Genomic DNA, 26,990 nt, shown 5'->3' with positions numbered 1-26,990 from the left:
AACACGCCCTGTTCGAACGCATCCGCCACCACGCCGACGGCCGCACCGTCCTGCTCATCACCCACCGCCTGGCCAGCGTCCGCTACGCCGACCGCATCTACGTCCTCGACCACGGCAAGGTCACCGAGCAGGGCGACCACGCCACCCTGATGGCCCTCGACGGCCTCTACGCCGACCTCTACACCCTCCAGGCCACCGCCTATCGCTGAGACCAGTTGAGTAGGGGGATACTCATGCCCTGCGGCGGCCGCCCTCCTAGCGTCACCAGGCATGAAGACCTGGACGGCCGCCCTCGCCCTCATGTCCTGCCTCGCGGTGACCGGCTGCGGCAGCGGCGCCCTCAACGGCCCCGCCTCCTCCTCTTCCGGCGGCTCCTCTTCCGGCGGCTCCTCCTCCGGTGTTGACGGCGAGGTGGCCACGGGCGGCGACGGCGAGGTGCCGGCCGGCGGCGACGGCGAAGTGGCGGGTGGCGGCGACGGCGAAGTGGTGGCCGGCGGCGGCGGCGACCCGACCCGCCCCTCCACGGGGCCCACCCGCAAGACCCAGTACGAGTTCACACTGCCGGTCGGCGAGACCTCGGTGGACGTGAACGAAGGGGAGGTCTACGCGGCGTTGTCGGAGGGCCGGTGCGACGACGCCCAGGCCCTGCTCGACCTGACCCAGGGAAACTTCCGGACCGAGCAGACCGTGCCGCTGTTCCAGGCCGGCGTTCACCTGTGCCGAGGTGACAGGGCGGCGGCCAAGGCCGCGTACGCGCGGGCGGTCTACGCGAACGAGGAGAACGTCTGGTTCATCTGCGCGTTGGATCGGGCGGTGGGGAGCGTGGTCCGCGGACGGCCCACGTCGACGCTCGGCACGTGCCCGCCGGTCATCCCACGCACCTCCACGCCAGAGCCCGAGTCTTCGCCTGAGACGTCAGCGGAGTCATCACCTGAGTCGTCACCGGAGTCGTCACCGGAGTCGTCAGGGGAGTCCTCGCCCGAGTCGTCGCCCGATTCCACGCCTGAGGCCTCTTCTGAATCTTCGCCGGATCCTGAGTCGTCGTCTGACACGGAGTCTTCGTCCAGATCGGAGTCTTCGCCTGATTCCGGGTCCTCGCCTGATTCCGGGTCGTCGTCGGAGTCCGGTGAGAGCTCGGAGTCCACGTCTGACACGGGGGCTGGGCAGGACTCCGACTCCTCTTCGGACTCCGACTCCGGATGAGCGACGAGCCGACCGTGGAAATCGCGGGAAGGCCAGCCCCTCCGAGGCCCCCTGCGGACGATGGTCGTGCGCCGCCGCTCACCGCCAACGGCCAACGTGAGCTGCCAGGGCAAGCCGCCGACCGCCCAACGCCCGCCGACCGCCCGACGGCCACCGCGTCCCTTGCGGACGCCCAGCCTGCAACGGACGCCCAGCCTGCAACGGACGGCCAGCCCGCAACAGCCGCTGACCGCCCCACCGCCGCCACGCCCCTGACGGTCGCTGAGCATCCGAGGGCGAGGTCGCTGCCCGAGCGTGACCCGTTGGCTGCCATGGCGGGCGAGGAGGACCCGTCGGCGGGCGAGGAGGCCGAGGGCGATGGCTTGGCCGGACACCCGTTGCTGCGCTGGGCCATCGGCTTGCTGGCCAATGTGACCGTACTGACCGCCCTGCTCGTCTACTTCGGCTGGCAGCGCAGCGAGATCCAGGCCCTGGAGCTGGGCCTCGACGACAGCGTCCTGGGCATGTCGCCCACGGACTACGTGCTGCGAAGCGTCCGCCAGGCCCTGACCCTGCTGCTGCTCATCGCCATCGGCGGGTTGGCATGGCTGCAACTCGACCACTTCCTCGCTCCCCGCGTGCGCAACCTCGGCACCGCGGGCCGGGAAGGCAGCACCGCCGGCCAGGAAGACGAAGTGGCGGGCCAGGAGGGCGGTCCGGCTGAGAAGGCAGGAGTTGCAGACTGCCGAGCCGGAAGCACAGGCGGCCAGACCAAGAGCACAGACCGGCTCGTCCGGTACTCGTTGCGCTTCATGTCCTGGGCATGGCTGGTGCTACCCGTCACCTTCTGGGCCCTGGGCTTCGTCGGCCCCCTGCTAGAGACAGCGTTCCTGATCTTCCCCTTCAGCATCGGCGTAGGCGCCCTGCTCACCCTGTACGGCACCCACCTCCGCTCCACCATCCCCGGCCAAACCCCGCACACCAACATGCCCCTGCGCTACGCCTTCACCGCGCTCATCGTGTGCGTATCGCTCTTCTACGGAGCAGGCAACTACGCCACCGTCCTGGGCGTCTCCCTGGCCGAGAACCTCCAGGTGGACAACCTGGCGATGGTACGCGTCTACAGCACCCAACGCCTGAACCTGGCGGCAGGCAAGGAGACGACCCTCCCCGGCTCCACTGGCAAGGACGACTACCGCTACCGCTACACGGGCCTGCGCCTGCTCCTGCACACCAGCAAGGGCTACTTCCTGGTCGCCCAGGACTGGCGACCTCAGCAAGGGGTCGTGATCATCCTTCAGGAGTCGTCCACGGTACGGCTGGAACTGGGCGGCTGAACGAGTCACCCGCGAAGTGCAGGACCAGGGAGGTGGGCGGTGGTGGCGTTCGCGGGCAAGGTGGGGCCGTAGGGGAGCGGCGTCCAGTCGTGCAGGAAGGAAGCCTTGCCGGGTTTCGAGCAGGCAGACGACCCTCAGGCGTGCCTCGGTGACGCGGCGGTGTTGCCGGTCGTCGATCAGCCCCAGCCGTCTGGCGTGCTCGTAGTCGTCCTCGTCCTTCCACACCTAGCGGGACAAGTCGGGCTCGGCGACCACCGGGCCAGCTCCCACGCACCCGAGGCGAGCTCGCGGATCGGGTGTTTCCGGTCGGCGGCGTCGCCGTTCGTGATGGTGTCGATCAGTGTGGTGGAGAGCAGGCCGCGCAGGCTGGGCCATCCGGCTACGACCAGGTAGTCGTCGGTGTCCTGGAGGACGCGGTACGGGACCGCCGTCCAGACCTCGCCCTGGCGGACGTGACGGCGCACCGCCGTGGTGCCCGGGGTGAAGCGTGGGGGAGGGTTCATGGTCAGGCGACGCTGACGTCCAGGAATATGGGTTTCTTGGCGGACAGGAGCGGGGCGCCGTGTTCGTCGGTCATCTTCCAGAAGATCTTGCAGCGGCCCGGGGAGTCGGCGGCGCGGACGCGTACGGTGATGTCGACCGACTCGCCCGGCAGGACCGGGCCGATCGCGACGTGCTTGGGCGCCTTGCACGGGGTGTCGTTCATGCGGGTGAGGTAGCGGTCCTGCCAGGGGAGGTTGCCCGAGTTGCGGATGCGCCAGGTCTTGTCGAAGGACGTGCCCGGCCGCACGACGGTGCCGTCAGGGTAGGTGACGTCCTTCTCGAAGATCGAGTCGTCGAACGGGGTGGTCGGCGGGGTCGGGCGGAGGGACGGGGCGCCTTCCGCGTCGTCCACGACGTGGGGGAGGACCCAGCCGATCAGGATGGCGCCCGCGCCGACCACGCCGCAGATCGCAGCCAGGATGGCGTGCCGCCTGCCCGATCGGGGCCGCTTGCCGGTGGGTGGTGGGTCGTCGGAGGGAGGGGGGTTGTCCGGTGTGGGTGGCTCGTCGGTGGTCGTGTGGCGGGTGTCGTACGCAGGGTGGGAGGCTTCCTTCCAGTACGTTCGCCACTCGCGTCTGACCTCGTGCTCGTCTCTGCCCAGCCGATCGACGGCCAGTACGCGGACGAACTCCCAGGTCGTCTCCCAGCTCGGCATCGTCGTGCCACGGGCTGCGGCGGCGAGGGAGGACTTGGAAGCGGCGGCTCCGAGACGGGAGGCCATATCGGCGAAGGACGGATCGCCCGCCTGCTCCTTCAGCTCCCACAGGCGGTGGGCGAAGAGCGCGACGGGGCCGGAGCCCGGGTCGGGCCGGACGGGGCGGCGGCCACGCCGCGCCCCCGTGCCCTCGTCCTGCGATCCGGGCGACTGCGCCATCCCACCTCTGCTTCGGTCGGCCGCCACGCGGCTCCCTGCCGCACGGCACCAAGACCAATGGAGGTTACCAAAGCTGACTGGGGTGTGGACCGTGAGTCACCAGGACCGGTATGGCGCGCTCGGCCGTGCGGCTCGGTGGGAGAACTTGGCCCAGGTCAAGTTGCCGGAGGAGGGCCCAGGTGGAGGGGCGGGAGGAGGGCCAGGTGGAGGGGCGGGAGGAGGGCCAGGCGGTGGGGCCAGGCGGTGGGGCCAGGCGGTGGGGCCAGGCGGTGGGGCCAGGCGGTGGGGCCAGGCGGTGGGGCCAGGCGGTGGGGCAGGTGAACGGGGGAGGGGGAGGTCGGATGGCTTGGGCCGGGCTGGAGGGAGGTCTGGGGTGAGATGCGCCATGGCGTCCGGGGCCCGTTCGTTCGGCGGGGAGCGAGCGGACGGGCCCCGGCGCGTTCACTCGGCCCTGATGTCGTCGATGAGCACCTCGCCTCCGGTGTTCAGGAACACCCACACCGCCCGGATGTCACTCCGATCGAGCGTCACCCCCACCGGACAGCTGATCTGATCGAACCGCTCGGTGACAGTCCTGCTGGAGTGCGGGTTGGTCCACGTCCACAGCCCGCCCTGGCACCAGGTGAACGACTCTCCGACCTGGACGGCGATCTCCCCGACGGTGCCGACGTCCCCCGCCTTGAGGTCGAACTTGAGCATCGTCCTGCCGGACAGGTCCACCGGCGCGGCCAGCGTCCTCCCGAACCAGTTGCCGGCGACCGGGGTGGACACCGCGAGGCCGTTCGCGCCCTGGGTGTGGAAGAGGGGTGATGGTGCGACGGTGCCGCCGTCGCCCGGGTTGGCGATGGTGAAGCCGTCGGTGCCGGATTCGAAGGAGAAGAGGGTTTGCGACTCGGGCAGCGTTGGGCTGTCGTCCGGGACGTCGCCGCAGGTCAGTATGGGGGTTGCCCAGTCGGCGTGGGTGCCGGGTGTCGGGGAGTCCGCCACCAGGCGCAGCCAGGCGGCGCCGGTCAGGTCGGCGGTGAGGGGCTTCGGGGCCTCGCCCGCGGCGACGGGGCCGCTGGTCGCGGCGGCGGTGTCGTCGGCGTACACGGTGAACGTGGCAGGGCCGCCCTGCGCCTCGTCGTCCACGCCCACGTCGGTGACCAGGCGCGAGCATCGGCCGCCGAGGTAGTAGCGCAGTTCGCTGCCGGTCGTGGTGCCCAGGCCGCGCTGGTGGACGTGGCCGGCGATGGTGATGAGGTTGCCGTCGTTCTCCAGTGCGCCGCCGTTGCTCTGGTCGGTTTCCACGGGGCCGGTGGCGTTGGCGGAGGTGACGGGGGAGATCGTGCTCAGGTGCCGGCGTCCGTCCTCGGGGGCGGTCACGACCGTGGCGATGATCTGGCTGGAGGTGGTGGCGGGGCGGTGGCGGGGGCCCCATCTGTAGGAGGCGGTGATGTCGATCGGGTAGTGGCCGGCGGGGGTGCCTGCCGGGACGTCGAGCCGCCAGGTCGTCCGCAGGGTGGCGTCCGTGGCGAGCCGGGCGCGTTCGGGAGAGGGGGTGGGGGTGGCGGTCCAGCCTTCCGGTACGTTCGCCGCGACCGACACGTCGCGGATGGCGCCGACGCCGCGGTTGGTCACGGTGGTCGTCAGCGTGCCGCCGCCGGTGGGACCCGGGACGACGGTGCCCAGTTCGGCGCCGACCGCGACCGCGGGCGCCACGCCGGCGGGGTCGCGCAGCGGACGTACGCGGTACACGACGGTCCCGTGAGCGGGCACGCCCGCCGAGATGGTGGACTTCACCTGCGTCTCGGCCCCGCTCCAAACGTCCGTCAGCCGGTACGCGCCCGCAGGCCGCAACCCGGTCAGGCCCGTCGCGACGCTCACGGTGGCCAGCGTGTCGGTGGAGTTGTACAGGGCGATGGCCCGGTCGCCGTTCGCGAGGGGCTTGTCGAGCACCATGAGCCCGTTGCCGTCCGAGACGACCGCGCCCTGCACGCCGAGCCGGTCCTGGTCGATGGCGATGAGCGCCCGGTTGCCGAGGATGGACAGCGTCTCGGCGGAGGCCGCGCGCAGGTCGGTGCCGATGATCAGCGGGGCGGCCATCATGGCCCACATGCTCAGGTGGGTGCGGTACTCGGTGGCCGTCATCCCGCCGTTCCCGATCTCCATCATGTCGGGGTCGTTCCAGTGGCCAGGCCCTGCGTACGGGGCCAGCGGCGCGTTCTGCCGGATGATCGAGCGGAGGCTGGCCCAGTTGTCGCTGATGTCACCCGTCGTACGCCACAGGTGGCCGACGCCTTTCGCCCACGTCCACGGCTGGGAGGTGCCCCACTCGCAGATGGAGTACACGATCACCCGGCCGGTCTTGTCGAGCGCCTGGCGCATGGCGGTGTAGCGCCGGATGTAGTCCTCCTGCGACCCGTCCGACTGGTTGTTGCAGTTGTCGTACTTGAGGTAGTCGACGCCCCAGTCCGCCCAGGTCTGGGCGTCGAGTTCCTCGTGTCCGAGGCTGCCGGGGTATCCGGCGCAGGTCTTGGTGCCCGCGTCGCCGTAGATGCCGAGCTTGAGGCCTTTGTCGTGGACGTAGTCCGCCACGCCCGCGATGCCGCCGGGGAACTTCGCCGGGTCCGGCACCAGCCGCCCGTCCGGGCCGCGTTCCCGCAGCGACCAGCAGTCGTCGATGTTGACGTACTGGTAGCCGGCGTCCTTGAGGCCGCTGGAGACCAGGACGTCGGCCGTCTCCTTGATCAGTCGCTCGCTGACGTCGCAGCCGAACGCGTTCCAGTTGTTGAAGCCCATGGGCGGGGTGGCCGCCGGCGCGGGAGGCGCCGCCTGGGCGGCGGCGGGGAGGGCGAGGAACGACCAGACGAGCGCCAGGGATGAGACGAGGGCCGCGACGGGCCGTCCCCGATTCCGCATCATGCGCCTCCAGAGGTGACATGCGGTCAGCGACTGTGGACGCTATAGACGCGTGTGACGGCCGTCAATATGCGGATTAACTGGTTCATCGACGCCTTGCGGCGTTGTCGAACTGTTTCGATTCGTGCGAGCTGGGCGGATCGCCGTGGGTTACGGCACCGTACGCTATGAATCGGTTAAGCGGCGACCCGCCCAGCCCGCTCAGACGACCATGCCCGCGGGGCCGGTCAGCAGCGTGACGCCCTTCCCCGCGAAGTTCGCCAGGTCGGCGACCGCCGCCTTGCCCTCCTCACTGGCAGCCGCCGCCTCGAACGCTTGCTGGTCGTCGAAGGTCAGCACCGCGACGAGGTGGTAGGGAGCCTGCTCGCCGCCGGTGGCGGCGGGCCGCATGGTCGAGTACGAACGCACGCCCGGCATGCGGGCCGCGAGCGGGGCGTGCGTCTCGTCGTAGTGCTTGTCGAACGCCGCGGCGTTCTCCGGCTGGTTGTAGAGCACGATGAGCTGGAAAGCCACTGTCGCCTCCGGGGCGGACGGGGATGTGCCCTTTGATGAAACCCCCGCCACGGCCTCGGCGATAGGGGCGGCGGCCCGGCCTTTGCCGTTCTACGGTGAACGGAGGAGACGGCCGAGTAGGGGGCGCGCATGGATCCGATCGTTCTGGCGGCAGGGACGGCTCTGGTGGCCGCCATGGCCACCGACGCCTGGCAGGCGGCCCGCGACGGCGCGGTGAACCTGTGGCGGCGGGCCAAGCCTGGCGAGGTCCAGGCCGTTGGGGCGGAGCTGGAGAGCGTACGCGGGCAGGTGCTGGAAGCGCGGGCCGACGGCGACGAGGACACCGAGCGGGCACTGGCCGGGTCCTGGCAGATCAGGCTGGCGGCGCTGCTGCGCGCGGACCCGGCGATGGCCGTGGAGATCCAGCGGGTGCTGGACGAGGTGCTGCGGCCCGCGCTGGCCACCGACGAGCAGGGGCGGGCCGGGTCCGTCGTGATGGAGGCCAAGGCGAGCGGTCAGGCCCGGATCTACCAGGCGGGGCGGGACCAGCACATCAACGAGCGCTGAGGTCGCCCCGGTCCAGCGTGAGCGGCTCGTCGTTCTCCTGCGACGCGAACGGCCCCTCCAGCTCTTCGAACCCGACGATCTCGTCCGCCGGCGGCGGTGTGATCTTCCAACGTGAGGTGAGGTCGTAGTCCCCGGCTCCCGAACTGCCCAACTCGATCGTGCCTGTGGTCCTCGTCGGCGGGAGGTCCTTGACCTTGGAGGTCTTGTCGCGGGTGGTCTCCGAGACCCGGACGCCGCGTCCCTCGGCGAACTGCTTGCGCAGGCTCTTGATCGGGTCGGGCGAGGCGTGGGCCTGGCCGGCGCCGGTGAGCACGCCGGTCGCCAAGGCTGTGGAGAGGAGCGCGGCCCGTGAGGCGCTTGTGCATGAGGGGTCCTCCGCTGTCGAGGGGACGCCGGAGCCTTCTGACCGTACGCGATCACGGACGGATCTCAGCCGGACGGGGAGCCGTGCTTGGCGGCGAGGCTTCAGTCGGACGGGGAGCCGTGTTTGGCGGCGAGGCGGAGGACGGCGGGGCGCATCAGGGCGGACGGCGGGTCCACGAGGCCCACCACGCGGGCGAACGCGATCGCGCACGACGGGTCCCGGGTGGCGGCGCGCTGGACGCGGGCCACGTACCGGCCGATCATCCGCGACAGCAGCGGCGGCTCGCCAGGCACCCCGGGGAAGGCCAGGTCGGCCTGGAGCGCGAGCTGCCAGACGGGGTCGGTGGCGCGCATCGCGGCGCGGAAGTAGCGGCGTTCGAGGTCGTCGCGGCCCTGGGCGAGCGTGTCGCGCAACGCGATGGCCTGGAGGGCGGCGGCGCTCATGCCCTGCCCGTACAGGGGATCGACGCTGCACGTCGCGTCGCCGACGGCGATCAGGCCGCGCGGTGGCCTGCGCAGCCGGTCGAAGCGGCGGCGGACCGCCTTCGGGAAGCGGGCGGGGAGGATCTCGTCCGGTAATCGGGCCGCGCGCAGGGCCGGGAGCACGTCCGGCATGGACGGCGGCACGATCGTGGCGACGTAGTCGAGGAACGCGGCCGGGTCGGTGGGCGGGTGGTCGCCGCACATGCCGCCCGCGCTGAGGATCCAGCGCTCGCCCTCGACCCGGAACAGGGCCATGCCGCGCGGGTTGGCCGGGGTGCAGCCGATGAGCACCAGGAAGTCGCCGCCCAGGGCGTCCTGCGGGAGGGTCAGGTAGCAGGTGCCGTAGCCGACGTTCACCTCGACCTCCTCCACCGGAGGGCGTTCGAGGCCCGCCTCGGTCAGCCAGGTCGCGGCTCTGCCTGCGCGGCCCATGGCGTCCACCAGGAGGTCGGCGGGCAGCGTGCGCTCCTCGCCTTGACGGCCGATCCGCGCGCCGGTGACGACGGCGTTGACGCGGGTGGTGGGGCCGGTGCGTCCGCTGGACTGGGCGGTGGTGCCGCTGGTGGAGGTGCCGGGAGGTGTAGTGGCGGTGGGGCTGGTGGCGGGGCCGGTGCGCCCGAAGGACTGGGCGCTGGTGCCGCTGGCGGAGGTGCCGGGGGGTGTAGTGGTGGCGGGGTCGGCAGGCGTGGCGGTGGTGGGGCTGGCGGCGGGACGGGTGGGGAGGGTGGTGGTGGGGTCTGTGACCGTGGGGTGGTGGGTGGTGGAGGTCGGGCTGCCGGTCCGGTCGGCGGTGAAGAGCGGGCCGATGGCGTCCCAGCCGTCGAGCAGTTCCACCGCGGGAAGCGCGAGCAGCCGCCGCCGTACGTGGTCCTCCAGGAACGGGCGGGTCAGCGCGAGGCCGCGGTCCGGCATCTCGGCGCGGCACATGCGCTGCCCGCCGAGCACCATGCGCGCTTCCTCAAGCGGCCGGTACGGCACCGCCCCCGCCGCCACCAGTTCCCCGGTCAGCCCGGGGAACAGCTCCTCGATGATCTGCTGTCCGCGAGGCAGCAGCGCGTGCGCGTGCCTGCCCTGCGGTACGCCCCGCCGGGGCCCCTCGGTGAGCCGGTCGCGCTCGACGATCGTGACCCGCTCGTACCGGTCGGCCAGCACCCGTGCGGTCAGTAGCCCCGCGAGTCCGGCTCCGAACACCACCGCGTGCTCCATCCGGACAAGATCTCTCATACAACCCGTGTCTGCCAAGACCCGATGATCTATTCTCGGCGATATGTCCGAGACTGAGCTTCCGGGAGTCGACTCGAAGACCCCGAACGCCGCGAGGATCTACAACTACTTCCTCGGCGGCAAGGACAACTTCGCCGCGGACCGGGACGCCGCCGAGGCGGTGCTGGCGATGGCGCCCGAGGTGCGCGCCGCGGCCATGGAGAACCGTGAGTTCCTGGTTCGCGCGGTCCGGTACCTGGTGGGGGAGGCGGGCGTCCGGCAGTTCGTCGACGTCGGCGCGGGGATCCCCGCCGAGCGGCCCGTTCACGAGGTGGCGCAGCGGATCGACCCGGACGCCAAGGTCGCGTACGTGGACAACGACTCCGTGGTGCTCGTGCACTCGCGGGCGCTGCTCGGCGGACGTCGGGGCACGCTCGTCGTGCCGGGGGACGCCCGGGAGCCGGAGGCGATTCTGGACTCTCCAGAGCTGGCCCTGCTGATCGATCTGGATCAGCCGGTCGCGGTGATTCTCATCGCGATCCTGCACTTCGTGCCTGATTCCGATGATCCGGCCGGGCTGGTGCGGAGGTTGCTCGATCGGTTGCCGTCGGGTAGCCACGTGGTGATCACCCATCTGTCGGACGGTGGGGTGCCGGATGATCCGCGCATCGCGCAGACGCGGGCGTTGTACAACGGTGGGCTGTACTTCCGGTCGCGCAAGGAGATCGAGGGGCTCTTCGAGGGGCTCGACATGGTGGAGCCAGGGCTGGTCGGGGTGGGGCAGTGGCGTCGTACGGCTGGGGACGACACGTCGTGGTGGCTCGGCGGGGTGGCCCGCAAGCCGTGATCGGTGGGTCGCGCTCTCAGCCCGAGCCGGCCCGGCTGTGGGCCTCGCTCTCAGCCGAGCCAGCCGGGCACGACCATTCAGCCGAGCCGGCCGGGCACGACCGCTCAGCCGAGCCGGCCGGGCACGACCATTCAGCCGAGCCAGCCCGGCACGACCAGGATGGCCCACGCGGCCAGCGGCCCCACCAGGACGATCACGCCGCCGTAGGTCAGCAGCTTGCGGTAGAAGACGTCCCGCTCCATCCCCCGCACGTTGGCCACCAGCAGCGCCCCCGTCGTCGAGAACGGGCTGACGTCCACGATCGCCGACGACACCGACAGCGCCGCGATCATCGCGATCGGCCCCAGGCTGCCCTGCGCCAGCAGCGGCACGGCCAGCGGCACCAGCGCGCCCAGGATCCCGACGGTCGAGGCGAACGCCGACACGACGCCGCCGACGTAGCAGATGAGCAGCGCCACCAGCAGCGGGATGCCGATCGCGGCCACGGCTGAGCCGACGTAGTCGACGGTGCCGATCTCTTGCAGGACGCCCACGTACGTGACGACGCCGCAGATCAGCAGCACGGTCGGCCAGGCCACCTTCTCCACGGCGCCCTTGTTGGACTTGGGGGAGGTGAGCATGAGGATGACGGCGACGGTGACGGCGGTCAGGCCGACGTCCAGCTTGAACGCCAGGACGGCCAGGCAGAGGCCGAGGATGCCGGCCAGGGTCAGGGCCTGGTGCGGGGTGAGCCGGAGACCCGCCGCGGTGGTGGAGGCCGTGGCGGGGGCGGTCTCTGTGGTGACCACGCCACCGCCCTCAGCACCGGACCCGCCGCCGGACCCGCCGCCGGACCCGCCGCCGGACGCGCCGCCGGACGCGCCGGAGGTGCGGGCTGCGGCGGGGGCGCCGGATGCGGCAGGCACGGTGCTGGACCCGCCGGTTGCGGTGGGCGTGCTGGAGGCGCCGGACGCTGCGGGCGGGGCGGTGGGCGTGCCGGACGTGGCGGGCGCGGTGCCGGGTGTGCCGGACGTGGTGGGCGTGGTGTCACCGGCCGTCGCGTGGGCGTCGCGCCCCATGAGCCGCCGCCCGCCGAACACGAAGAACACGATCAACGCCGCAGCAGCGTTGAACGCGAAACTGGACAAGAACAACACCAGACTGCTGCTGGGCAACCCAGCCTCCGCCGTGACCCCGTTGACGATGCCCCCCAGCACACTGATCGGCGAGAACGCCCCCGCCTGAGTCCCGTGCGCCACCATCAGCCCGATCAACATCGGATGGATCCGATAGTCGGCCGCGAACCCGAACGCGATCGGCGCCAGGATCGCCGCCACCGCGGGCGCGGGCGCCCCCACCGCCGTGAGCAGTGCCGAGATGACGAACACGACCACCGGGATGGCGGCCAGCCGCCCCCGTACGAGGTGCACGGCGGCCCGGACGAGCCAGTCCACGGTCCCGTTGTTGGTGGCGATGGCGAACAGCAGCGTCACCCCGACGAGGATCACGAACAGGCTGCCGGGGAAGGCGTCCAGGATGGTGTCGGTCTCCATGCCGGCGGCGAGCGTGCCGACGAGGAAGGCGCCGACGAGGGCCAGCGCGCCGAGGTTGATGGGGAAGATCGTGGCCACGACGAACATGGCGATGAGGGCGAGGATGGACAGGAGCTCTGCGGACACTGCGTTCTCCGATCTCCCCCGATGCTTTTATGGCAGGCCGGCCGCCCAGGCGATGAGTTCGACCGGATGGCGGGCGGCGCGTCCGGCGCCGTGTGCGATCTGCTGGCGGCAGGAGACCCCCGTGGCCGCGAGCAGGGTGTCGGGTGCGGATGCGGCGATCGCCGGGAAGAGCCGGAGGGCGCCGATCTTCATGGACAGGTCGTAGTGTTCGGCTTCGAAGCCGAACGATCCGGCCATGCCGCAGCAGCCGGCGTCGAGCTCCGTCACCTCCGCTCCGGGGATCCTGGTCAGCAGGGAGAGCGTGGCGGCGGTGCCGGTGACGGCCTTCTCGTGGCAGTGGCCGTGCAGCAGGATCCGGCGTCCGCGCAGGGCGTCGCCGAGCGGGAGCGAGCCGTCGTCGATGGCTTCGGCGAGGAGTTCGGGGACGAGCCGGGCGCGGGCCGCCACGGCCGCCACGCGCGGGTCGCCGGGCAGCAGGGCGGCGTACTCGTCCTTGAGTGTCAGCAGGCAGGACGGTTCCAGCCCGACGATGGGCGCGTCGGAGGCGGACAGTCGGGTGACGAGGTCGGCGGCCATCGCTCGCGCCCGGTCGAGCAGGCCCTTGGAGATGCTGGAGCGCCCGCAGCAGCCGTCGGCGGCGAGGTGGACGCGGTAGCCGGCGCGCTCCAGCAGCTCGACGGCGGCGCGCCCGATCGCGGGTTCGCTGAAGGTGGTGAAGGAGTCGGCGAGCAGGATGACGTCCCGGCGGCCCTGCTTGACGGGCCTGCGGGTGAACCAGCGGACGAGGTTGTCGCGGTGGAAGCGGGGCAGCGGGCGTTCCGTGCTGAGGCCGAGCGGGCGGCGGGCGGCGCCGGCCAGCCAGTTCGACAGGGGCGCGGTGGCGGAGCCGAGCCGGTTGAGCGTCCTGATCGCGCCGAACGCCCGCGCCCGCAGCGGCACGCCGTTGACCTGCTGGTACTGGTGGAGGAACTCGCTCTTCATGGCGGCCATGTCGACCCCGAGCGGGCACTCCGACTGGCAGGCCTTGCACTCCAGGCAGAGGTCGAGGATGCCGTGCACCCGTTCGTCGCCGAGCGCCTGCCGGGGGTCGGGTGACGACAGGGCTTTGACCAGGGCGTTGGCCCGGCCGCGGGTGGAGTGTTCCTCCTCGCGGGTGGCCATGTACGACGGGCACATGACGCCGGTGTCGTCCTTGCGGCACACGCCGACGTTCATGCACCGGTCGGCGGCGGCGTGCATGCCGCCGGCGAAGCTCAAGGTCGTCGAGAGCCGCTGCGGCGCGGGCATGGCGGGGTCGCGCAGGTGGTCGGTCATCGGCGGCGCGTCCACGATCTTGCCGGGGTTGAGCCGGTTGTGCGGGTCGAAGACCTGCTTGACCTGCCGCATCGCCTCGTAGACTGCCTCGCCGAACAGGCGCCGGTTGAACTCGGAGCGGGCCAGGCCGTCGCCGTGCTCGCTGGAGTTCACGCCGCCGTGCCGGGCGGCGAGGTCGGCGATCTCCTCGGCGACGGCCCGCATCGTGCCGATCTCGCCGGGCGAGCGCAGGTCGACGAACGGGCGTACGTGCAGGCAGCCGACCGAGCAGTGGCCGTAGAAGCCGGCCCGCAGCCCGTGCCGGTCGAGGATGCGGGCGAACTCCTCGACATAGGGCAGCAGCCGGTCGGGTGGCACGGCGGTGTCCTCGACGAACGCGAGCGGCCTGCGGCTGCCCACGCTGGAGGCCATCAGCAGGCCGAGCCCGGCCTTGCGCACCTTCAGCACGGCCGTCTGCTGCTGCCCGGTGACGGCGCGCAGCGTGTGGTAGCCGTGGCCGTTGGACTTCCAGATGGCGGCCAGCTTGTCGACCCGGTCGGCCACCTCTTCCTGGGTGTCGCCGAAGAACTCCACGAACAGCAGCGCCTCCGGGTCGCCCTCCAGGATGTCGCCGAGCCCGGCGTAGTCCACGCGCTGCCTGGACAACTGAAGGATGGCCTTGTCGAGCAGCTCGACGGAGGCGGCGTCGAAGGCGAGGGCGTCGGCGGTGGCGGCGATGGCGGCGGGGGTGGAGGTGAAGTGGCCGACGGCGATGGCCTTGGCCTTCGGCAGGTCCACCAGGCCGACCGTGGCCTCGGTCACCACGGCCAGCGTGCCCTCCGACCCGACGATCAGCTTCGTGAGGTCGCCGTGGACGGCCTGGTCGAGGCGGTAGCCGCCGGAGTGGCGCCAGAAGCGCGGGAAGCCGGACAGGTCGAGGCCGTCGAGGATGCCGGCGACCGCCGTCCGCAGCCGGGCGTCGGTGGCGAGGTCGGGGGTGGTGGCGTCGGCGAGCACCACGCGCAGCGCCTGGACGTGGTCGATGGTGGAGCCGTACAGGACGGAGTGGCTGCCGGCCGAGTTGTTGCCGATCATGCCGCCGATGGTGGCCCGGTTGCTGGTGGAGGTGTCGGGCCCGAACATCAGCCCGTGCTTGCGGGCCGCCCGGTTGAGCTGGTCCTGCACGACGCCGGGCTGCACGCGGGCGGTCCTGCCGTCGAGCTCCAGGATGCGGTTCATGTGCCGGGAGAAGTCGACGATCACTGCGGCGCCCACCGTCTGGCCCGCCAGGCTGGTGCCCGCGCCGCGCGGCAGCAGCGGCACGCCCAGCTCGCCGCACGCCACCACGAGGGCCTGCACGTCCTCGGCGTGCCGGGGGAAGGCGACGGCGAGCGGCTCGATGGCGTACATGCTGGCGTCGGAGGAGTACAGGTGCCTGGTGTACGGGTCGTCCCGGACGTCACCGGTGATCAGCGGGGCCAGCGTCCGAGCCAACGTCACTGGGTGACCTCCAGGTACGCCAGGGCCGCCCGCGCCCCGCCCTCCTTGATCGGCACCCCGGCCGCCGACAGCCCCATCTCGACCCCGCTCAGCGTGCCCGCCAGCGTGAGGTCGCCCAAGTGGCCGAGGTGGCCGATGCGGAACACCTTGCCCGCCAGCCGCCCGAGCCCGGTGCCGAGCGACATGTCGTACCGCTCCAGGATGAGCCGCCTGACGGCGTCGGCGTCGTGGCCGTCCGGCATCAGCACGGCGGTCAGCGAGCTGGAGTGCTCGCGCTCGTCGGCGCAGAGCACCTCCAGCCCCCAGCCGCGCACGGCCCGCCTGGTCGCCTCGGCGTGCCGGTCGTGCCGGGCGAAGACCGCGTCCAGGCCCTCCTCCTCCAGCATGAGGAGCGCCTCGCGCAGCCCGTACATGAGGTTGGTGGGCGGCGTGTAAGGGAAGAAACCCTGCCGGTTGGCGGCGATGATCGGCTCCCAGTCCCAGTACGACCGGGGCAGCCGCCCCCGGTGCGCCAGGGCCTTGCCGCTGACCGCGTTGAACCCCATGCCGGGCGGCAGCATCAGCCCCTTCTGGGAGCAGCCGACGGTCACGTCCACGCCCCACTCGTCGTGGCGGAAGTCCATCGAGCCCAGCGACGAGATCGTGTCCACCAGCAGCAGCGCGGGATGCCCGGCGCGGTCGAGTGCCGCGCGGATCTCGGGGACGCGGCTGCGCACGCCGGTGGAGGTCTCGTTGTGCACCACCATGACGGCGGCGACGTCCGGCGTGAGCCGGTCGGCCAGCGCGCCGGGGTCGGCGCCGTGCCGCCAGTCGCCCGGCACCACGTCCACGACCAGCCCCAGCCTGGCGGCCATCTCGCACCACAGCGAGGAGAAGTGCCCGGTCTCGAACGCCACCACCTTGTCGCCCGGCGACAGCGTGTTGACCAGCGCCGCCTCCCACGCGCCGGTGCCCGACGACGGGTAGACAACGACGGGGCCCGCGGTCTTGAAGACGGTCTTCAGCCGTTCGAGCAGCTCGCCCGCGAGCCGGGCGAACGCGGGCCCCCGGTGGTCGATCGTGGGCTGGGCGATGGCTCGCAGCACCCGATCGGGAACGTTGGTCGGCCCGGGAATCTGCAAGAAGTGCCGGCCCACTGTCTGACCACCTCCGTGCCATCACACGGCACGGCGTGCCGCTGTGCGGTTCATTAACATTAAAATCGGTCCGCAGAGGAGTCAATGCATGCAGAACGTGATCAACGCTCTCCGGGTGCTGGAAGAGGTCGCCGACCGCCAGCCGATCGGCGTCGGCGAGCTGGCGCGCGGGCTCGGCCTGCCCAAGAGCACCGTGCAGCGCTCGCTGAAGACGCTGCACGAGGCCGGGTGGATCAGGCCGGCCGGGGGCGAGGTCACGCGCTGGCAGGTGACCAGCAAGGCCTTACAGGTCGCCCGCCGCACCGAGCTGGGGCTGCGTGACGCGGCCGTGCCCGTGATGGAGGAGCTGCGCCAGCGCACCGGCGAGACCATCCACCTGATGGTGCCCGAGGGCGACGCGGTCGTGCTGATCGAGCGGCTGGAGACCGACAAGCCGCTGCGCATCGTGCTGCCGCTGGGCATCCGGCTGCCGCTGCACGCCTCCGCCAACGGCAAGGCCGTGCTGGCGCACCTGACCCGGCCGCCCGGCGAGCTGCCGGGCTACACCGACACCACGATCACCGACCCGCACGTGCTGCGGGCCGAGCTGGACGCCGTGCTCGCCCGCGGCTACGCCGACAACCGCGGTGAGTGGCGCTCCGACATCGCCGCCGTGGCCGCCGCCGTCCTCGGCCCGGCGGGCCCGGTCGCCAGCCTCAGCGTCTCGACCCCGGCCAGCCGCATGACGGAGGAGCTGCGTGCGGAGTACGGCAAGCTCGTCACCCAGGCGGCCGGAACGCTGGCCGGCATCCTGCACTGAGGGGTTTCGGCTCGGGCGTTGTCAACGTCCGTTCTTGACCGGGTTCCGCCGGCCGGTCACTCGCCAAGGGCGGGCGGCACCTCAACCCGTAGGGCTGGGCGAAGCGGTGGGCGGCGCGGTGGCGGGCGGCGCCGTCGAGGGCGCGCCCGACGGCGCGGCCGGCAGGTTGGCGAAGTGCCCGGTGCGCGTCTTGACCGGCACCAGCAGGCGCACCGGCTCGGCCTCGCGGAAGGTGAACGTCATCGGCACCACGTTGCCGCGCACCCCGTCGGCCGTGCCGATGGGCTGGTTGCCGGTGCCCACCGCCTGGTCGGGCGGCAGCGTGAGCGGCTGCCCGGAGAGCTGCACGGTGCCGCCGCCCTCCATGGTGACGCGTTCGAGCTGGTCGGGCTGCTGGGCGTCGTTGACGATCACCCCGAACAGCGCCTGCTGCGGCGGGTGCGACGCCGAGTCGGCGCCGCCCAGGAGGAAGAAGTTGCGCAGGCTCAGGCTGTCGCCCACGTTGGCGTTGGCCCCGTCGTTCTGCGGGACCCTGTTGGCCTCGTCGAACCCGGCGTTGGCACAGCCCGTGGCCGCCAGGGCCACGACCATCACAGCAGCGGCGACAGCTCGCATCACATGCCCTCCTCCCGCACCCGTAGTGGTTGCACTACCCGCCCCGGCACCGGCCCGAACCAGCGCTTTCAGCCCTGGTGACCATCGATGATGCATCATGTACCGTCACCGTTAACGCGTGACCTACCCCAGGAGCGGTAGATGGTCGATCAAGGACTCGACACGACAGGTCAGCAGAAACGACGGCAACTGGTCCGCGCGGTGGTCGCCTCCGCCGTGGGCACCTCGATCGAGTGGTACGACTTCTTCCTCTACGGCTTCGCCGCCAGCACCATCTTCGCGGAGCTGTTCTTCCCCACCACCGACCCGACGACGGGCCTCCTCCTGGCCCTCGGCACCTACTTCGGCGGCTTCGCCGCCCGCCCCATCGGTGCGGCGATCTTCGGCCATTACGGTGACCGCATCGGACGCAAGGCCACCCTCATCATCACCCTCATGACCATGGGCATCGCCACCGCACTCGTCGGCCTGGTGCCCACGTACGAGCAGATCGGCATCTGGGGCGGCATCCTGCTCACGCTCCTGCGCCTGCTCCAGGGCATCAGCGTCGGCGGCGAGTGGGGCGGCTCCGTGCTGCTGGCCACCGAGTGGGGCAAGTCCAAGGGCGGGCGGCGCGGCTTCCTCGGGAGCTGGCCGCAGTTCGGCGTGCCCGTCGGGCTCGTGCTCGGCTACCTGGCGCTGCAGGTGTTCGAGCCGATGGACCCGTACTGGGGATGGCGCATCCCGTTCCTGCTCAGCGTCGTGATGGCGGGCATCGGCCTGTACATCAGGCTCGGCATCCTGGAGACGCCGGTCTTCGCCAAGGTCGTCGCGGAGAACAGGGTCGAGCGGGTGCCCGTGCGGCAGGTGCTGGCCATGAACTGGCGGGAGATCGTGCTCAGCGCGCTGCTGCGCACCGGGCAGCAGGCGCCGTTCTACATCTTCACCGTCTTCATCCTGACCTACGCCACCAAGACGCTGGGCTTCGCGCCGAGCGACGTCTACACGTACGTGATCGCGGCCGGTGTGGTGTCGCTGTTCACCGTGCCGTTCTGGGGCTTCATGTCCGACCTGGTGGGACGCAGGCGGCTCTACATCATCGGCGCCGCCCTCATGGTGGTCTGGTCGTTCGTCTACTGGCCGCTGCTCGACACCCGCGTGCCCGCGCTGGTCTTCCTGGCCATCGTGCTGGCCGCGCCCATCCACGACATCCAGTACGGGCCGCAGGCCACGTTCATCGCCGAGAGCTTCACCGGGCGGCTGCGCTACAGCGGCGCCTCGCTCGGCTACCAGCTCGCCTCCGTCACGGCGGGCGGGCCCGCGCCGCTGATCGCGGTCTGGCTGTACGCGACGTACGGCACCTCGATGTCCATCGCGATCTACATGGCGATCTGCGCCGCGATCAGCGTCGTGGCGGCGTACCTGCTGAAGGACCGCTCGCAGCAGGACTACGCGGTCGAGTACGACGAACCGCGCGCCAAGGCCGGTTAGCCGAGCCGGCCGGTCAGGCGAGCCGTTCGAGGGCGGTCTTGGCGGCGTCTCAGGCGAGCCGTTCGAGGGCGGTCATGGTGGCGTCGAGGTGACGCAGCACGATCCGCACCGCCTCCTCGGCGCGCCGCCGCCTGAACGCCGTCACCAGCTCGCGGTGGTCGCGGTCGGCCTCGTCCCTGCGCGCGCGTTCCTGCCCGCGCAGGGACAGGCCCACGTAGACGGCGGCACCGTCACGCAGGCCCTTGAGTATCGCGCACAGCCGGGGTGAGCCGGCCGCGTCGCCGAAGACGGCGTGGAAGCGGCGGTTGAGCTCGACCCACTCCCCGGGGTCGAGCTCGTCGCGCATCTGCCGCAGCAGCCCCTCGGCCAGGTCGATCTCCTCGTCGGTGATGCGCTCGACGGCCTTGCGGATCGAGACGGGCTCCAGCATGCGGCGCAGCTCGTAGATCTCCCTGACCTCCGACAGGTCGAACTCGCGCAGCATCGCGCCCTTGTGCGCGTCGATCCTGATCAGGCCCTCGCCCGCCAGGTCGCGCAGCGCCTCGCGGACCGGCGTGATGCTCACCTTGAGCTGGGCGGCGATGTCGGCCTGCACGAGCCGGTAGCCGAGCGGCAGGTCGCCGCCGAGGATCGCGCGCCGGAGCGTTTCGTAGACGAAGGCGTGCGCGGTGCGCGCGGGCGGGCCGGGCTTGAGCACGACGGACGTCACGCTTGCCACTATAAGCGGCGCCTCACCGCCGTTCCTGCGAGGTCAGGCCTCCTCCGCCAGCACCGGATTGCTCAGCTCGCCCAGCCCCTCCACCGTCACGGTCATCGTGTCGCCCGGCTGCACCGGGCGCACCCCCGGCGGCGTGCCGGTCATGATGACGTCGCCCGGCTCCAGGGTGGAGAAGGCCGACACGTACGCGATCAGCTCGGGGATGTCGAAGATGAAGTCCCTGGTCCGGCCGTCCTGGCGCAGCTCGCCGTTGACCGCGCAGGTGACGCGCACGTCCGACGGGTCGAAGTCGGTGTCCACCCACGGGCCGAGCGGGCAGAAGGTGTCGAAGCCCTTGCCGCGCGTCCACTGCGGGTCGCTCTTCTGGATGTCGCGGGCCGTGACGTCGTTGCCGATCGTGTAGCCGAGGACCACCGACATCGCGTCCTCCGCCCGGACCCGCCGGCCCGGGCGGCCGATCACCACGACCAGCTCCGCCTCCGGGTCGAGCCGCCCCGACAGCGACGGGTAGACGACCGCGTCGCCGGGGCCGACGATCGACGACGGCGGCTTGAGGAAGATCAGCGGCTCCTTCGGCACCGGGTTGCCAAACTCCGCCGCGTGGTCGGCGTAGTTCCGGCCGACGCACACGATCTTGCTGGGGGTGACGGGCGCGCGCAGCCGCACCTCGCCGCCCACCGGGTCGCCGGGCACCAGCTCCGTGTACGGGTCTCCGGACGCGGCCCGCACCGTGCCGTCGGGATCCATCACCCCCCACCGCACCGTGCCCGCGTCGTCGTACCTGATGATGCGCATCTCGCTCCTCAGCAGCCGTTGTACTCGTTCGTCCAGAGGCGGCCCTCGGCCGCGTCTGCCTTCTCCTCCAGGATTTTCAGCCTGAGCATGACATCCAGCGTCCGCTGCACCACCGCCGGGTCGAAACACCCCTTGTCGGACAGCGCGGGGCTCTTCTCCTCGAAGACCAGGCCGATGAGCGCCGCCCTGCGCTCGCCCCTCATGCTGCGGCCTCACCGCCCGGCCCGCCCCAAGCGATGAAGCCGCGCTCCCGGCTCAGGAAGTCGCGAGCAACAAGGCCATGGTCGTTCCGGTGACCACGGCCAGCACTACGGGCGCCACGGCGTGGGAGCGATGGCGCCGGTGCGTGAAGTCGCGGGCGCGGAGGTGGAATCCCACCGCGCCGATCAACAGCAGCGTGAGACCGGCCGCGGCGGTGATGGCGAGCGGCTTGAACCAGAGGCCGGCCGCGAGCCCGAGCGCGCCGGCGATCTCCAGGGCGCCGATCGATCGCGTCATCGTCGAGCCGACGCCGAGCCTGAGCAGGTTGGCCGTCACGGGATCCCGTAACAGGACCTTCTGGACGCCGGCGAGCAGGAAGCGGACGTTCACCTGCGGTCCCGACGCGGCCATCGCCGTGATGGGAGGCACGTGGAAGGGGCTGATCCTTTTCGCGTTCCAGGATGGTCCCCTGCGCTTCGGGGAGTTGCGGCGCGCGGTGCCCGGCATCAGCGAGCGGGTGCTGATCCTGCAGTTGCGGGAGATGGAGGCCACCGGGCTGCTGCATCGTGAGGTCCATCACCAGGTCCCGCCGAAGGTGGAGTACTCGCGCACCGAGTTCGGTCACTCACTCAACACCGCGATGGCGCCGCCCGGGTCTGCGCCTCCAGGAGGCCGAACGGCTCGTCCATGAGGACGGCGTCGCTGCCGTAGACGAGCGTGCGGACGATCCCGGCCCGCTCGCGCATGCCGCCGGACAGCTCGTGGCGGTAGTGGTCCTCGAAACCCTTGAACGGCTGCGTCAGGCCGGGCAGGAGGTTGAGCACCGTGGACTTGCCGCACCCGGACGGGCCGACGGGTCAGGACGCGAGCAACCCGCGCAGCGCCTTGACCACCTCCGCCGGAGCCTCCTCGGCCATGAAGTGCCCGCACGACACCGTCCGGTGCTCCAGGTTCTCCGCCCACGCCCGCCACCTGCCGGCCGCGTCGAACCCGAGCGCCGCCCCCCAGTCCTGCTGCAACACCGTCACCGGCATGGCCAGTTTCCGGCCCGCCCGCCGATCGGCCTCGTCGTGCTCGACGTCGATGGTGGCCGTCGCCCGGTAGTCGGCCACGATCGACGGGACCGCCTCCCTGGACGCCTTCAGATAGGCGGCCCGCACGTCGGCGGGGATCGCGTTCGGGTCGTTGGCCCACAGATCCAGGAAGTACCCGAAGAAGGCGTCCGCCGCCCCGCCGATCATCGCCTCCGGCAGCCCCGGCGGCTGCGCCATCAGATACAGGTGGAACCCCACGGCCGCGGACCTGCCCTGCATCACCTCCCAGGAGTCGAGCGTCGGCAGCACGTCCAGCGCGGCCAGGTGCGTGATGACGTCCGGGTGGTCCAGCCCGGCCCGGACGGCGACCAGCGCGCCCCGGTCGTGCCCCGCCAGCGCGAACCGCTCGTGCCCCAGCGCCCTGGCCAGGGCGACGACGTCGGCGGCCATCGTGCGCTTGGAGTAGGCCTGCCCGTCGGTGTCGGCCGGCTTGTCGCTGTCGCCGTAACCACGCAGGTCGGGACAGATGACGGTGTGGTCGGCGGCCAGGTCGGCGGCCACGTGCCGCCACATGAGGTGGGTCTGCGGGAAGCCGTGCAGCAGCACGACGGGGGAGCCCGAGCCGCCTATGGCGACGTTGAGCGCCACACCGTCAGCCACGGTGATGCGGCGGCGGGCGAATCCGGTGATCTGAGGAGCCATGTCGGCATGCCCTTTCTGGTCGGTCGCGATCGTTCGGCGCCCAGCCTGCCGGGCGCCGATCAGCGCCTGATCAGCGACGACTCAGCCGCGACGGCCACCACTCACGGGCGGATAAATTGGGAGTCAAATGGTGACTTTCGGGGTGCTGGGGCCGCTGACGGCCGAGAACGAGCACGGCCCGGCACGGCTCAAGGGGCCGCGCCACCGCGCCGTCCTCGCCCGGCTGCTCATTGCCCGGGGCCGGGTCGTGCCGGTCTCGTGGCTGATCGGTGATCTCTGGGAGGCGCCACAGCCGGGCGCCCTCGGAGCGGTGCAGACCTTCGTCGGCGAGCTCCGGAAGGCCCTCGAACCCGCCCGCCCCCCTCGCACCCCGTCCCGCCTCCTCGTCACCTCCCCGCCGGGCTACGCACTGCGCGCCGACCCGGAGGCGGTGGACGCCTGGCGCTTCGAGTCCGCCCTCACGGACGCCACCCGCCTCCTCACCTCCGGCGCTCCCGACCAGGCCCACGCCCTCCTCGGCTCCGCCCTCGGTTTGTGGCGGGGGCCCGCTTACGCGGAGTTCGCCGAGCTGGACTGGGCTCGTGGGGAGGCCGCTCGCTTGGACGAACTGCGCCTGCTCGCCGTGGAACGCCGGGCCGAAGCCGCCATGGCCTGCGGCGACGCGGCCGGGTGCGTGCCCGACCTGGAGGCGCACATCGCGGAGCATCCGTTGCGGGAGGACGGGTGGCGGTTGCTCGGGCTCGCGCTTTACCGGGCGGGGCGGCAGGGGGATGCGCTGGGGCAGTTGCGGCGGGCTCGGGAGGTTCTGCGGGAGGAGCTGGGGGTGGATCCGGGGGAGGGGCTGCGGCGCCTCGAAAGCGACATCCTCACCCAAGCCCCACATCTCAACCCGCCCCCACACCCCCCGCGCCCACACCCCAGTGCGCCCCCGCACCTCAACGCGCCCTCACACCCCAGCCCGCGCCCGGACCTCAACGCATCCTCGCATCCCAATTCGCCCTCGCACCTCAGCCCGTCTGCGCCAGCTGCGCCGCAGCCCAGCCATGCCTCGCCGCCTGCTCCGTACCTCAGCTCGCCCCCGCCACCCGCCTCGCAAGCCGGGCCGTCTTCGCATGCCGGTCCGCATCCGCACGTCAGCCCGCCGCCCCCGCTTCCCGAGCGCCCGCCGGAGCCGGTGGCGTCAGCCGAGCACCCCTTCGTAGGGCGGGCCACCGAGCTGGCCGAGCTGGAGGCCGTGGCGGCGCACGTCACGGCGTCGGGACGGGCGCGGCTCGTGCTGGTGTCCGGCGCGGCGGGCGCGGGCAAGACGGCGCTGGCCAGAACGCTGACCCGGCGCCTGGAAGCCGACGGCTGGACCACCGCCTGGGGCACCAGCCCGGAAGTGCAAGGCGCCCCCTCCGCCTGGCCCTGGACCGAGCTGAGCGCCAGCCTCCCCACCACCGAGCCACCGGCCGCCATGTCAGACAATCCACGGCCCACACTGCCGGACGCGCCCTCGGCCACCCCGCTGACCACCCGCTTTAGACGCCACCGCGCCATCGCCACCCACCTGACCACCACCGCCGACCGAGCCCCCCTCCTCCTGGTCCTCGACGACCTCCACTGGGCGGACGAGGAAACCCTGGCCCTGCTCACCACCCTGGCCACCGACCTCGGCCAAGCCCCGGTGCTGCTCCTCGCCACCTACCGCTCGACGGAGATCTCCGCCGCGCTGTCCGACGCACTGGGCAGGGCCGCCCGAGCCGAGCCGGCCCGCGTCTACCTCGGCGGCCTCACCCACCAGCAGGTGCACGAGCTGGTCCAGGCCCTCACCGGCCGCCCGGCGAGCGACAGGGACGCCCGGACGATCCACACGCGCAGCGCGGGCAACCCGTTCTTCGTCCGGGAGCTCGTCCGCCTGTGGGAGAGCGAGGGCGACGCGGCCCTGCACACCGCCGTCCCAGCCGGAGTCCGCGATGTCATCCGCCACCGCCTGGCGGGCCTCACGGAGACGGCGCGCACGCACTTGCGGCAGGCCGCCGTCCTCGGCCAGGAGGTGGATCTGGACGTGCTGATCCCGCTGGCCGGCGACGAGGAGTCGGTGCTGGAGTCGGTGGAGTCGGCTCTGCTGGCGGGCTTCCTGGTGGAGCGGGACGCGGACCGGCTGCGGTTCGCGCACGCGCTGGTGCACGAGACGCTCTACGACGACGTCACGCTCGCCCGCCGTGCCCGCTGGCATGCCCGGGTCGCCGGGATCGTCGAAGGCATCCGTCCCGGTGACGTGGAGACCATCGCTCACCACTGCGTACGTGCGGAGGGCCGGGCGGGTGCCGCCCGTACCGCCCACTACACGCGGGCGGCGGCGCTGCGCGCGGAGGCCAGGTCGGCGCCGCACGAGGCGGCCCGGCTGTGGCGCGCCGCACTCACGGCCCTCGACCAGCTCCCCGGCCCTAAAGCCGCCCCCTCCCGCCGGGCACCCGGCTCGTCCGGCCCCGGATCCGGCTCGTCCGGCCCGGCATCCGACTGGTCCGGCCCGGGACCTGGCTCGTCCGGCCATGCATCCGGCTCGTTCGGCCCGGGACCCGGCTTGTCCGGCCCCGCATCCGGCTCATTTGGTTCCGGACCTGGCTGGTCTGATCCCGGACCCGGCTCGTCTGGTTCTGGGCCTGGCCCGTTCGGTCCTGGAGCCGGTTCGTCGGGCCCCGGTGGTGGGGCGGCTGCGCGGTTGGAGGCCGTTATGGGGCTGGTCAGGGCGCTGGCGGTGATCGGGGAGTTGCACGAGTCGCGGCGGTATCGGGCTGAGGCGGTGGACGCGGCGGAGGCGCTCGGTGATCCGCTGGTGACGGCCGGGGTGATCGGCTCCTTCGACGTGCCCGCCATCTGGACCACCAACGACGACCCGGCCCTGTCCGCCCGCCTCGTCGCCGCCGCCGAACGCACCCTGGCCGCCTTGCCCGCCGGGGAGGGGACGCCGGCCGGTGAGCGCACCGCTGAGGGGACGCCAGACGTCTCGCCTCCCCACATGCGCGACGCTGAGGGGGCGCCGGGCGTCTCGCCTTCCGGAGCGCGCGACGTCGGGCGGACGCTGGGCGCCTTGCCTTCCGGAGCGTGCGATGCCGAGGGTACGCCGGACAACTCGACTCCCCGCACGCACGATGCCGAGCGTGCCAGGCTCCTGATCACCATTGCCATGGAACGCCGAGCCGATCCCGGCCCGCGCGGTGACGAGGCGGCGCGAGAGGCTGAGGTGATCGCCCGTCGGCTGGGCGACCGCACGCTGCTCGCCTACGCGCTCAACGGCCGGTACATGCAGACGTTCCACCGGGCAGGGCTGGCCCTGGAGCGGGCGGTGATCGGTGAGGAGCTGGTGCGGCTGGCGGAGGGGGATGATGGGCTGGCGACGTTCGAGGTGCTCGGTCACCTGATCCTGTTGCAGTCGTCGGCGGCGCTGGCCGACCTGGAGGCTGCCGACCAGCACGCCGCCGCGGCCGATCATCTGGCGGAGCGGTATGACCTTCCGCTGGTCGGCGTGTTCACGACCTGGTATGCGGCCCTGCGCCGCACCATCACGGGGGACGGCACGGCCAGGCAGGCGTACCGTGCGGCTGCCGCCCGGTTGAGCGGCACCGGGATGCCGGGTGTGGAGGACGGCATGCTGCCGCTCGCCCTGCTGTGCCTGGAAGCGGCCCAGAACCGACCGCCGGAGGACGGCCCGTCAAGCGCCTCCTCGGCCCGGGAAGGCTCGGCGGGCACGGGTGCCGGTGCGGCTCAGGATGGGGCGGCGGGTGCGGGTGTGGCTTGGGTGGTGGGTGCTGACCTCGGCGATCTGGTGGATGCCGATTGGGGCCCCTACGAAGCCTGGGCCCGCCCCCTGATCCTCCTGGCCCAAGGCCACCGCGACGAAGCCACGGCCGCCGCCCGCGAGATCCCCGACTCCCCACACGACCTCCTGCTGGAGGCGAGAACCTGCCTGCACGCCCTGACCGCGCTGGAAACGGCGGCCGGCCACCGCACGTTGGAGCGCCTCTATGACAGGCTGCTCCCCGCCGAGGCGGAGCTGGCCGGAGCGGGCAGCGGCCTCCTCACCCTGGGCCCGGTCGCCGGGTACCTGGGCAGCCTGGCCACCGCCTTGGGCCGGCACAGCGAGGCGACGGAGCATTTCCGGCGGGCAGCGGCGCTCGCACGGAAACAGGCAGCAGGCAGCCCCATATGAGTACAAAAGCGACACGAAGCCTGCAATCGCTCCTTGCCGACCATCCCTGTAGTCTGCATGTCGACGTCCCGTCCCAGCACGGCGA

Annotated in this window: 24 protein-coding genes and 1 pseudogene; 9 read left to right on the top strand and 16 right to left on the bottom strand. The window is 71.9% G+C overall.

Annotation, left to right across the window (positions count from 1 at the left end; translation table 11 throughout):
• The 3 genes and pseudogenes from ABD331_RS45330 to ABD331_RS45320 all read left to right on the top strand — a co-directional run.
• A pseudogene (locus tag ABD331_RS45330) lies at window positions 1-209 on the top strand (ABC transporter ATP-binding protein); the annotation flags it as partial.
• A 61-nt stretch (window positions 210-270) separates the two neighbouring features.
• Entirely contained in the window at window positions 271-1,203 is a 933-nt protein-coding gene (locus ABD331_RS45325; RefSeq protein ID WP_344489786.1) for a hypothetical protein, read from the top strand.
• 302 nt (window positions 1,204-1,505) lie between these two features.
• Complete coding sequence (locus tag ABD331_RS45320) at window positions 1,506-2,519, top strand: hypothetical protein (protein WP_344489783.1); 1,014 nt, start codon at window positions 1,506-1,508, stop codon at window positions 2,517-2,519.
• A gap of 176 nt (window positions 2,520-2,695) precedes the next feature.
• On the opposite strand, the gene ABD331_RS45315 is transcribed toward ABD331_RS45320, so the two are convergent.
• From ABD331_RS45315 to ABD331_RS45300, 4 genes are all read right to left on the bottom strand, one after another.
• Window positions 2,696-3,022 (bottom strand): hypothetical protein, encoded by a 327-nt coding sequence (locus ABD331_RS45315; RefSeq protein WP_344489779.1) that lies wholly within the window; start codon window positions 3,020-3,022, stop codon window positions 2,696-2,698.
• 2 nt (window positions 3,023-3,024) lie between these two features.
• Entirely contained in the window at window positions 3,025-3,936 is a 912-nt protein-coding gene (locus ABD331_RS45310) for an NBR1-Ig-like domain-containing protein (RefSeq protein WP_344489776.1), read from the bottom strand.
• A gap of 441 nt (window positions 3,937-4,377) precedes the next feature.
• Window positions 4,378-6,840, bottom strand: a complete 2,463-nt coding sequence (locus tag ABD331_RS45305; RefSeq protein ID WP_344489772.1) for an NPCBM/NEW2 domain-containing protein — start codon at window positions 6,838-6,840, stop codon at window positions 4,378-4,380.
• A 198-nt stretch (window positions 6,841-7,038) separates the two neighbouring features.
• The gene (locus ABD331_RS45300) at window positions 7,039-7,350 is read right to left on the bottom strand and encodes an EthD family reductase (RefSeq protein ID WP_344489769.1); all 312 of its coding nucleotides are present in this window, start codon (window positions 7,348-7,350) and stop codon (window positions 7,039-7,041) included.
• Between the two features lie 129 nt (window positions 7,351-7,479).
• On the opposite strand from ABD331_RS45300, the gene ABD331_RS45295 reads away from it, so the two are divergent.
• A complete protein-coding gene (locus ABD331_RS45295; RefSeq protein ID WP_344489766.1) occupies window positions 7,480-7,896 on the top strand; it encodes a hypothetical protein in 417 nt (138 codons plus the stop codon).
• Here ABD331_RS45295 and ABD331_RS45290 read toward each other — a convergent pair.
• Together ABD331_RS45290 and ABD331_RS45285 are read right to left on the bottom strand one after the other, a co-directional pair.
• Complete coding sequence (locus ABD331_RS45290) at window positions 7,883-8,221, bottom strand: hypothetical protein (protein WP_344489763.1); 339 nt, start codon at window positions 8,219-8,221, stop codon at window positions 7,883-7,885. The genes ABD331_RS45295 and ABD331_RS45290 overlap by 14 nt on opposite strands.
• Window positions 8,222-8,361: 140 nt before the next feature.
• On the bottom strand, window positions 8,362-9,966 hold the full coding sequence (locus ABD331_RS45285; RefSeq protein ID WP_344489761.1) for a hypothetical protein: 1,605 nt from the start codon (window positions 9,964-9,966) through the stop codon (window positions 8,362-8,364).
• A gap of 43 nt (window positions 9,967-10,009) precedes the next feature.
• Between ABD331_RS45285 and ABD331_RS45280 the strand changes: the two genes are divergently transcribed.
• Complete coding sequence (locus ABD331_RS45280) at window positions 10,010-10,792, top strand: SAM-dependent methyltransferase (RefSeq protein WP_344489759.1); 783 nt, start codon at window positions 10,010-10,012, stop codon at window positions 10,790-10,792.
• A gap of 131 nt (window positions 10,793-10,923) precedes the next feature.
• Here ABD331_RS45280 and ABD331_RS45275 read toward each other — a convergent pair whose 3' ends face one another.
• Genes ABD331_RS45275 through ABD331_RS45265 form a run of 3 tightly spaced genes read right to left on the bottom strand, consistent with a single transcriptional unit; the run spans window position 10,924 to window position 16,379 of the window.
• Complete coding sequence (locus ABD331_RS45275; protein ID WP_344489756.1) at window positions 10,924-12,450, bottom strand: SLC13 family permease; 1,527 nt, start codon at window positions 12,448-12,450, stop codon at window positions 10,924-10,926.
• A 27-nt stretch (window positions 12,451-12,477) separates the two neighbouring features.
• A complete protein-coding gene (locus ABD331_RS45270) occupies window positions 12,478-15,243 on the bottom strand; it encodes an FAD-binding and (Fe-S)-binding domain-containing protein (RefSeq protein WP_344489753.1) in 2,766 nt (921 codons plus the stop codon).
• Window positions 15,240-16,379 (bottom strand): pyridoxal-phosphate-dependent aminotransferase family protein, encoded by a 1,140-nt coding sequence (locus tag ABD331_RS45265; RefSeq protein ID WP_344489750.1) that lies wholly within the window; start codon window positions 16,377-16,379, stop codon window positions 15,240-15,242. Before ABD331_RS45265 ends, ABD331_RS45270 begins: the two co-directional genes overlap by 4 nt.
• Window positions 16,380-16,467: 88 nt before the next feature.
• Here ABD331_RS45265 and ABD331_RS45260 point away from each other — a divergent pair, with 88 nt between their 5' ends.
• Window positions 16,468-17,178, top strand: coding sequence for an IclR family transcriptional regulator (locus tag ABD331_RS45260; RefSeq protein WP_344489747.1), 711 nt, complete (start codon window positions 16,468-16,470; stop codon window positions 17,176-17,178).
• A gap of 81 nt (window positions 17,179-17,259) precedes the next feature.
• On the opposite strand, the gene ABD331_RS45255 is transcribed toward ABD331_RS45260, so the two are convergent.
• Complete coding sequence (locus tag ABD331_RS45255; protein WP_344489744.1) at window positions 17,260-17,793, bottom strand: hypothetical protein; 534 nt, start codon at window positions 17,791-17,793, stop codon at window positions 17,260-17,262.
• Between the two features lie 141 nt (window positions 17,794-17,934).
• On the opposite strand from ABD331_RS45255, the gene ABD331_RS45250 reads away from it, so the two are divergent.
• Complete coding sequence (locus ABD331_RS45250) at window positions 17,935-19,263, top strand: MFS transporter (RefSeq protein ID WP_344489741.1); 1,329 nt, start codon at window positions 17,935-17,937, stop codon at window positions 19,261-19,263.
• 49 nt (window positions 19,264-19,312) lie between these two features.
• Here ABD331_RS45250 and ABD331_RS45245 read toward each other — a convergent pair whose 3' ends face one another.
• Genes ABD331_RS45245 through ABD331_RS45230 form a run of 4 tightly spaced genes read right to left on the bottom strand, consistent with a single transcriptional unit; the run spans window position 19,313 to window position 21,388 of the window.
• A complete protein-coding gene (locus ABD331_RS45245) occupies window positions 19,313-19,972 on the bottom strand; it encodes a GntR family transcriptional regulator (protein ID WP_344489738.1) in 660 nt (219 codons plus the stop codon).
• 42 nt (window positions 19,973-20,014) lie between these two features.
• The gene (locus ABD331_RS45240) at window positions 20,015-20,776 is read right to left on the bottom strand and encodes a fumarylacetoacetate hydrolase family protein (RefSeq protein ID WP_344489735.1); all 762 of its coding nucleotides are present in this window, start codon (window positions 20,774-20,776) and stop codon (window positions 20,015-20,017) included.
• Window positions 20,777-20,784: 8 nt separating this feature from the next.
• Window positions 20,785-20,979, bottom strand: a complete 195-nt coding sequence (locus ABD331_RS45235) for a hypothetical protein (protein WP_344489732.1) — start codon at window positions 20,977-20,979, stop codon at window positions 20,785-20,787.
• Window positions 20,980-21,031: 52 nt separating this feature from the next.
• Window positions 21,032-21,388: a DoxX family protein gene (locus ABD331_RS45230; protein ID WP_344489729.1), complete on the bottom strand. Its 357-nt coding sequence runs from the start codon at window positions 21,386-21,388 to the stop codon at window positions 21,032-21,034.
• Window positions 21,389-21,395: 7 nt separating this feature from the next.
• Here ABD331_RS45230 and ABD331_RS45225 point away from each other — a divergent pair, with 7 nt between their 5' ends.
• Window positions 21,396-21,668, top strand: coding sequence for a winged helix-turn-helix transcriptional regulator (locus tag ABD331_RS45225; RefSeq protein WP_344489726.1), 273 nt, complete (start codon window positions 21,396-21,398; stop codon window positions 21,666-21,668).
• Here ABD331_RS45225 and ABD331_RS45220 read toward each other — a convergent pair.
• Together ABD331_RS45220 and ABD331_RS45215 are read right to left on the bottom strand one after the other, a co-directional pair.
• A complete protein-coding gene (locus tag ABD331_RS45220; RefSeq protein WP_344489723.1) occupies window positions 21,607-21,801 on the bottom strand; it encodes an ATP-binding cassette domain-containing protein in 195 nt (64 codons plus the stop codon). The two genes, ABD331_RS45225 and ABD331_RS45220, sit on opposite strands and share 62 nt — an antisense overlap.
• Window positions 21,802-21,834: 33 nt before the next feature.
• The gene (locus ABD331_RS45215) at window positions 21,835-22,713 is read right to left on the bottom strand and encodes an alpha/beta fold hydrolase (protein ID WP_344489720.1); all 879 of its coding nucleotides are present in this window, start codon (window positions 22,711-22,713) and stop codon (window positions 21,835-21,837) included.
• Between the two features lie 127 nt (window positions 22,714-22,840).
• On the opposite strand from ABD331_RS45215, the gene ABD331_RS45210 reads away from it, so the two are divergent.
• Window positions 22,841-26,905 carry an ATP-binding protein gene (locus tag ABD331_RS45210; RefSeq protein ID WP_344489717.1) on the top strand — a complete coding sequence of 1,355 codons (4,065 nt, stop codon included), beginning with the start codon at window positions 22,841-22,843 and terminating at the stop codon, window positions 26,903-26,905.
• Window positions 26,906-26,990 lie beyond the last annotated feature (85 nt).

This window comes from Nonomuraea monospora (genome assembly GCF_039531895.1).
GTDB classification, from domain to species: Bacteria; Actinomycetota; Actinomycetes; order Streptosporangiales; family Streptosporangiaceae; genus Nonomuraea; species Nonomuraea monospora.
This window is presented reverse-complemented; position numbering and strand designations above follow the sequence as displayed.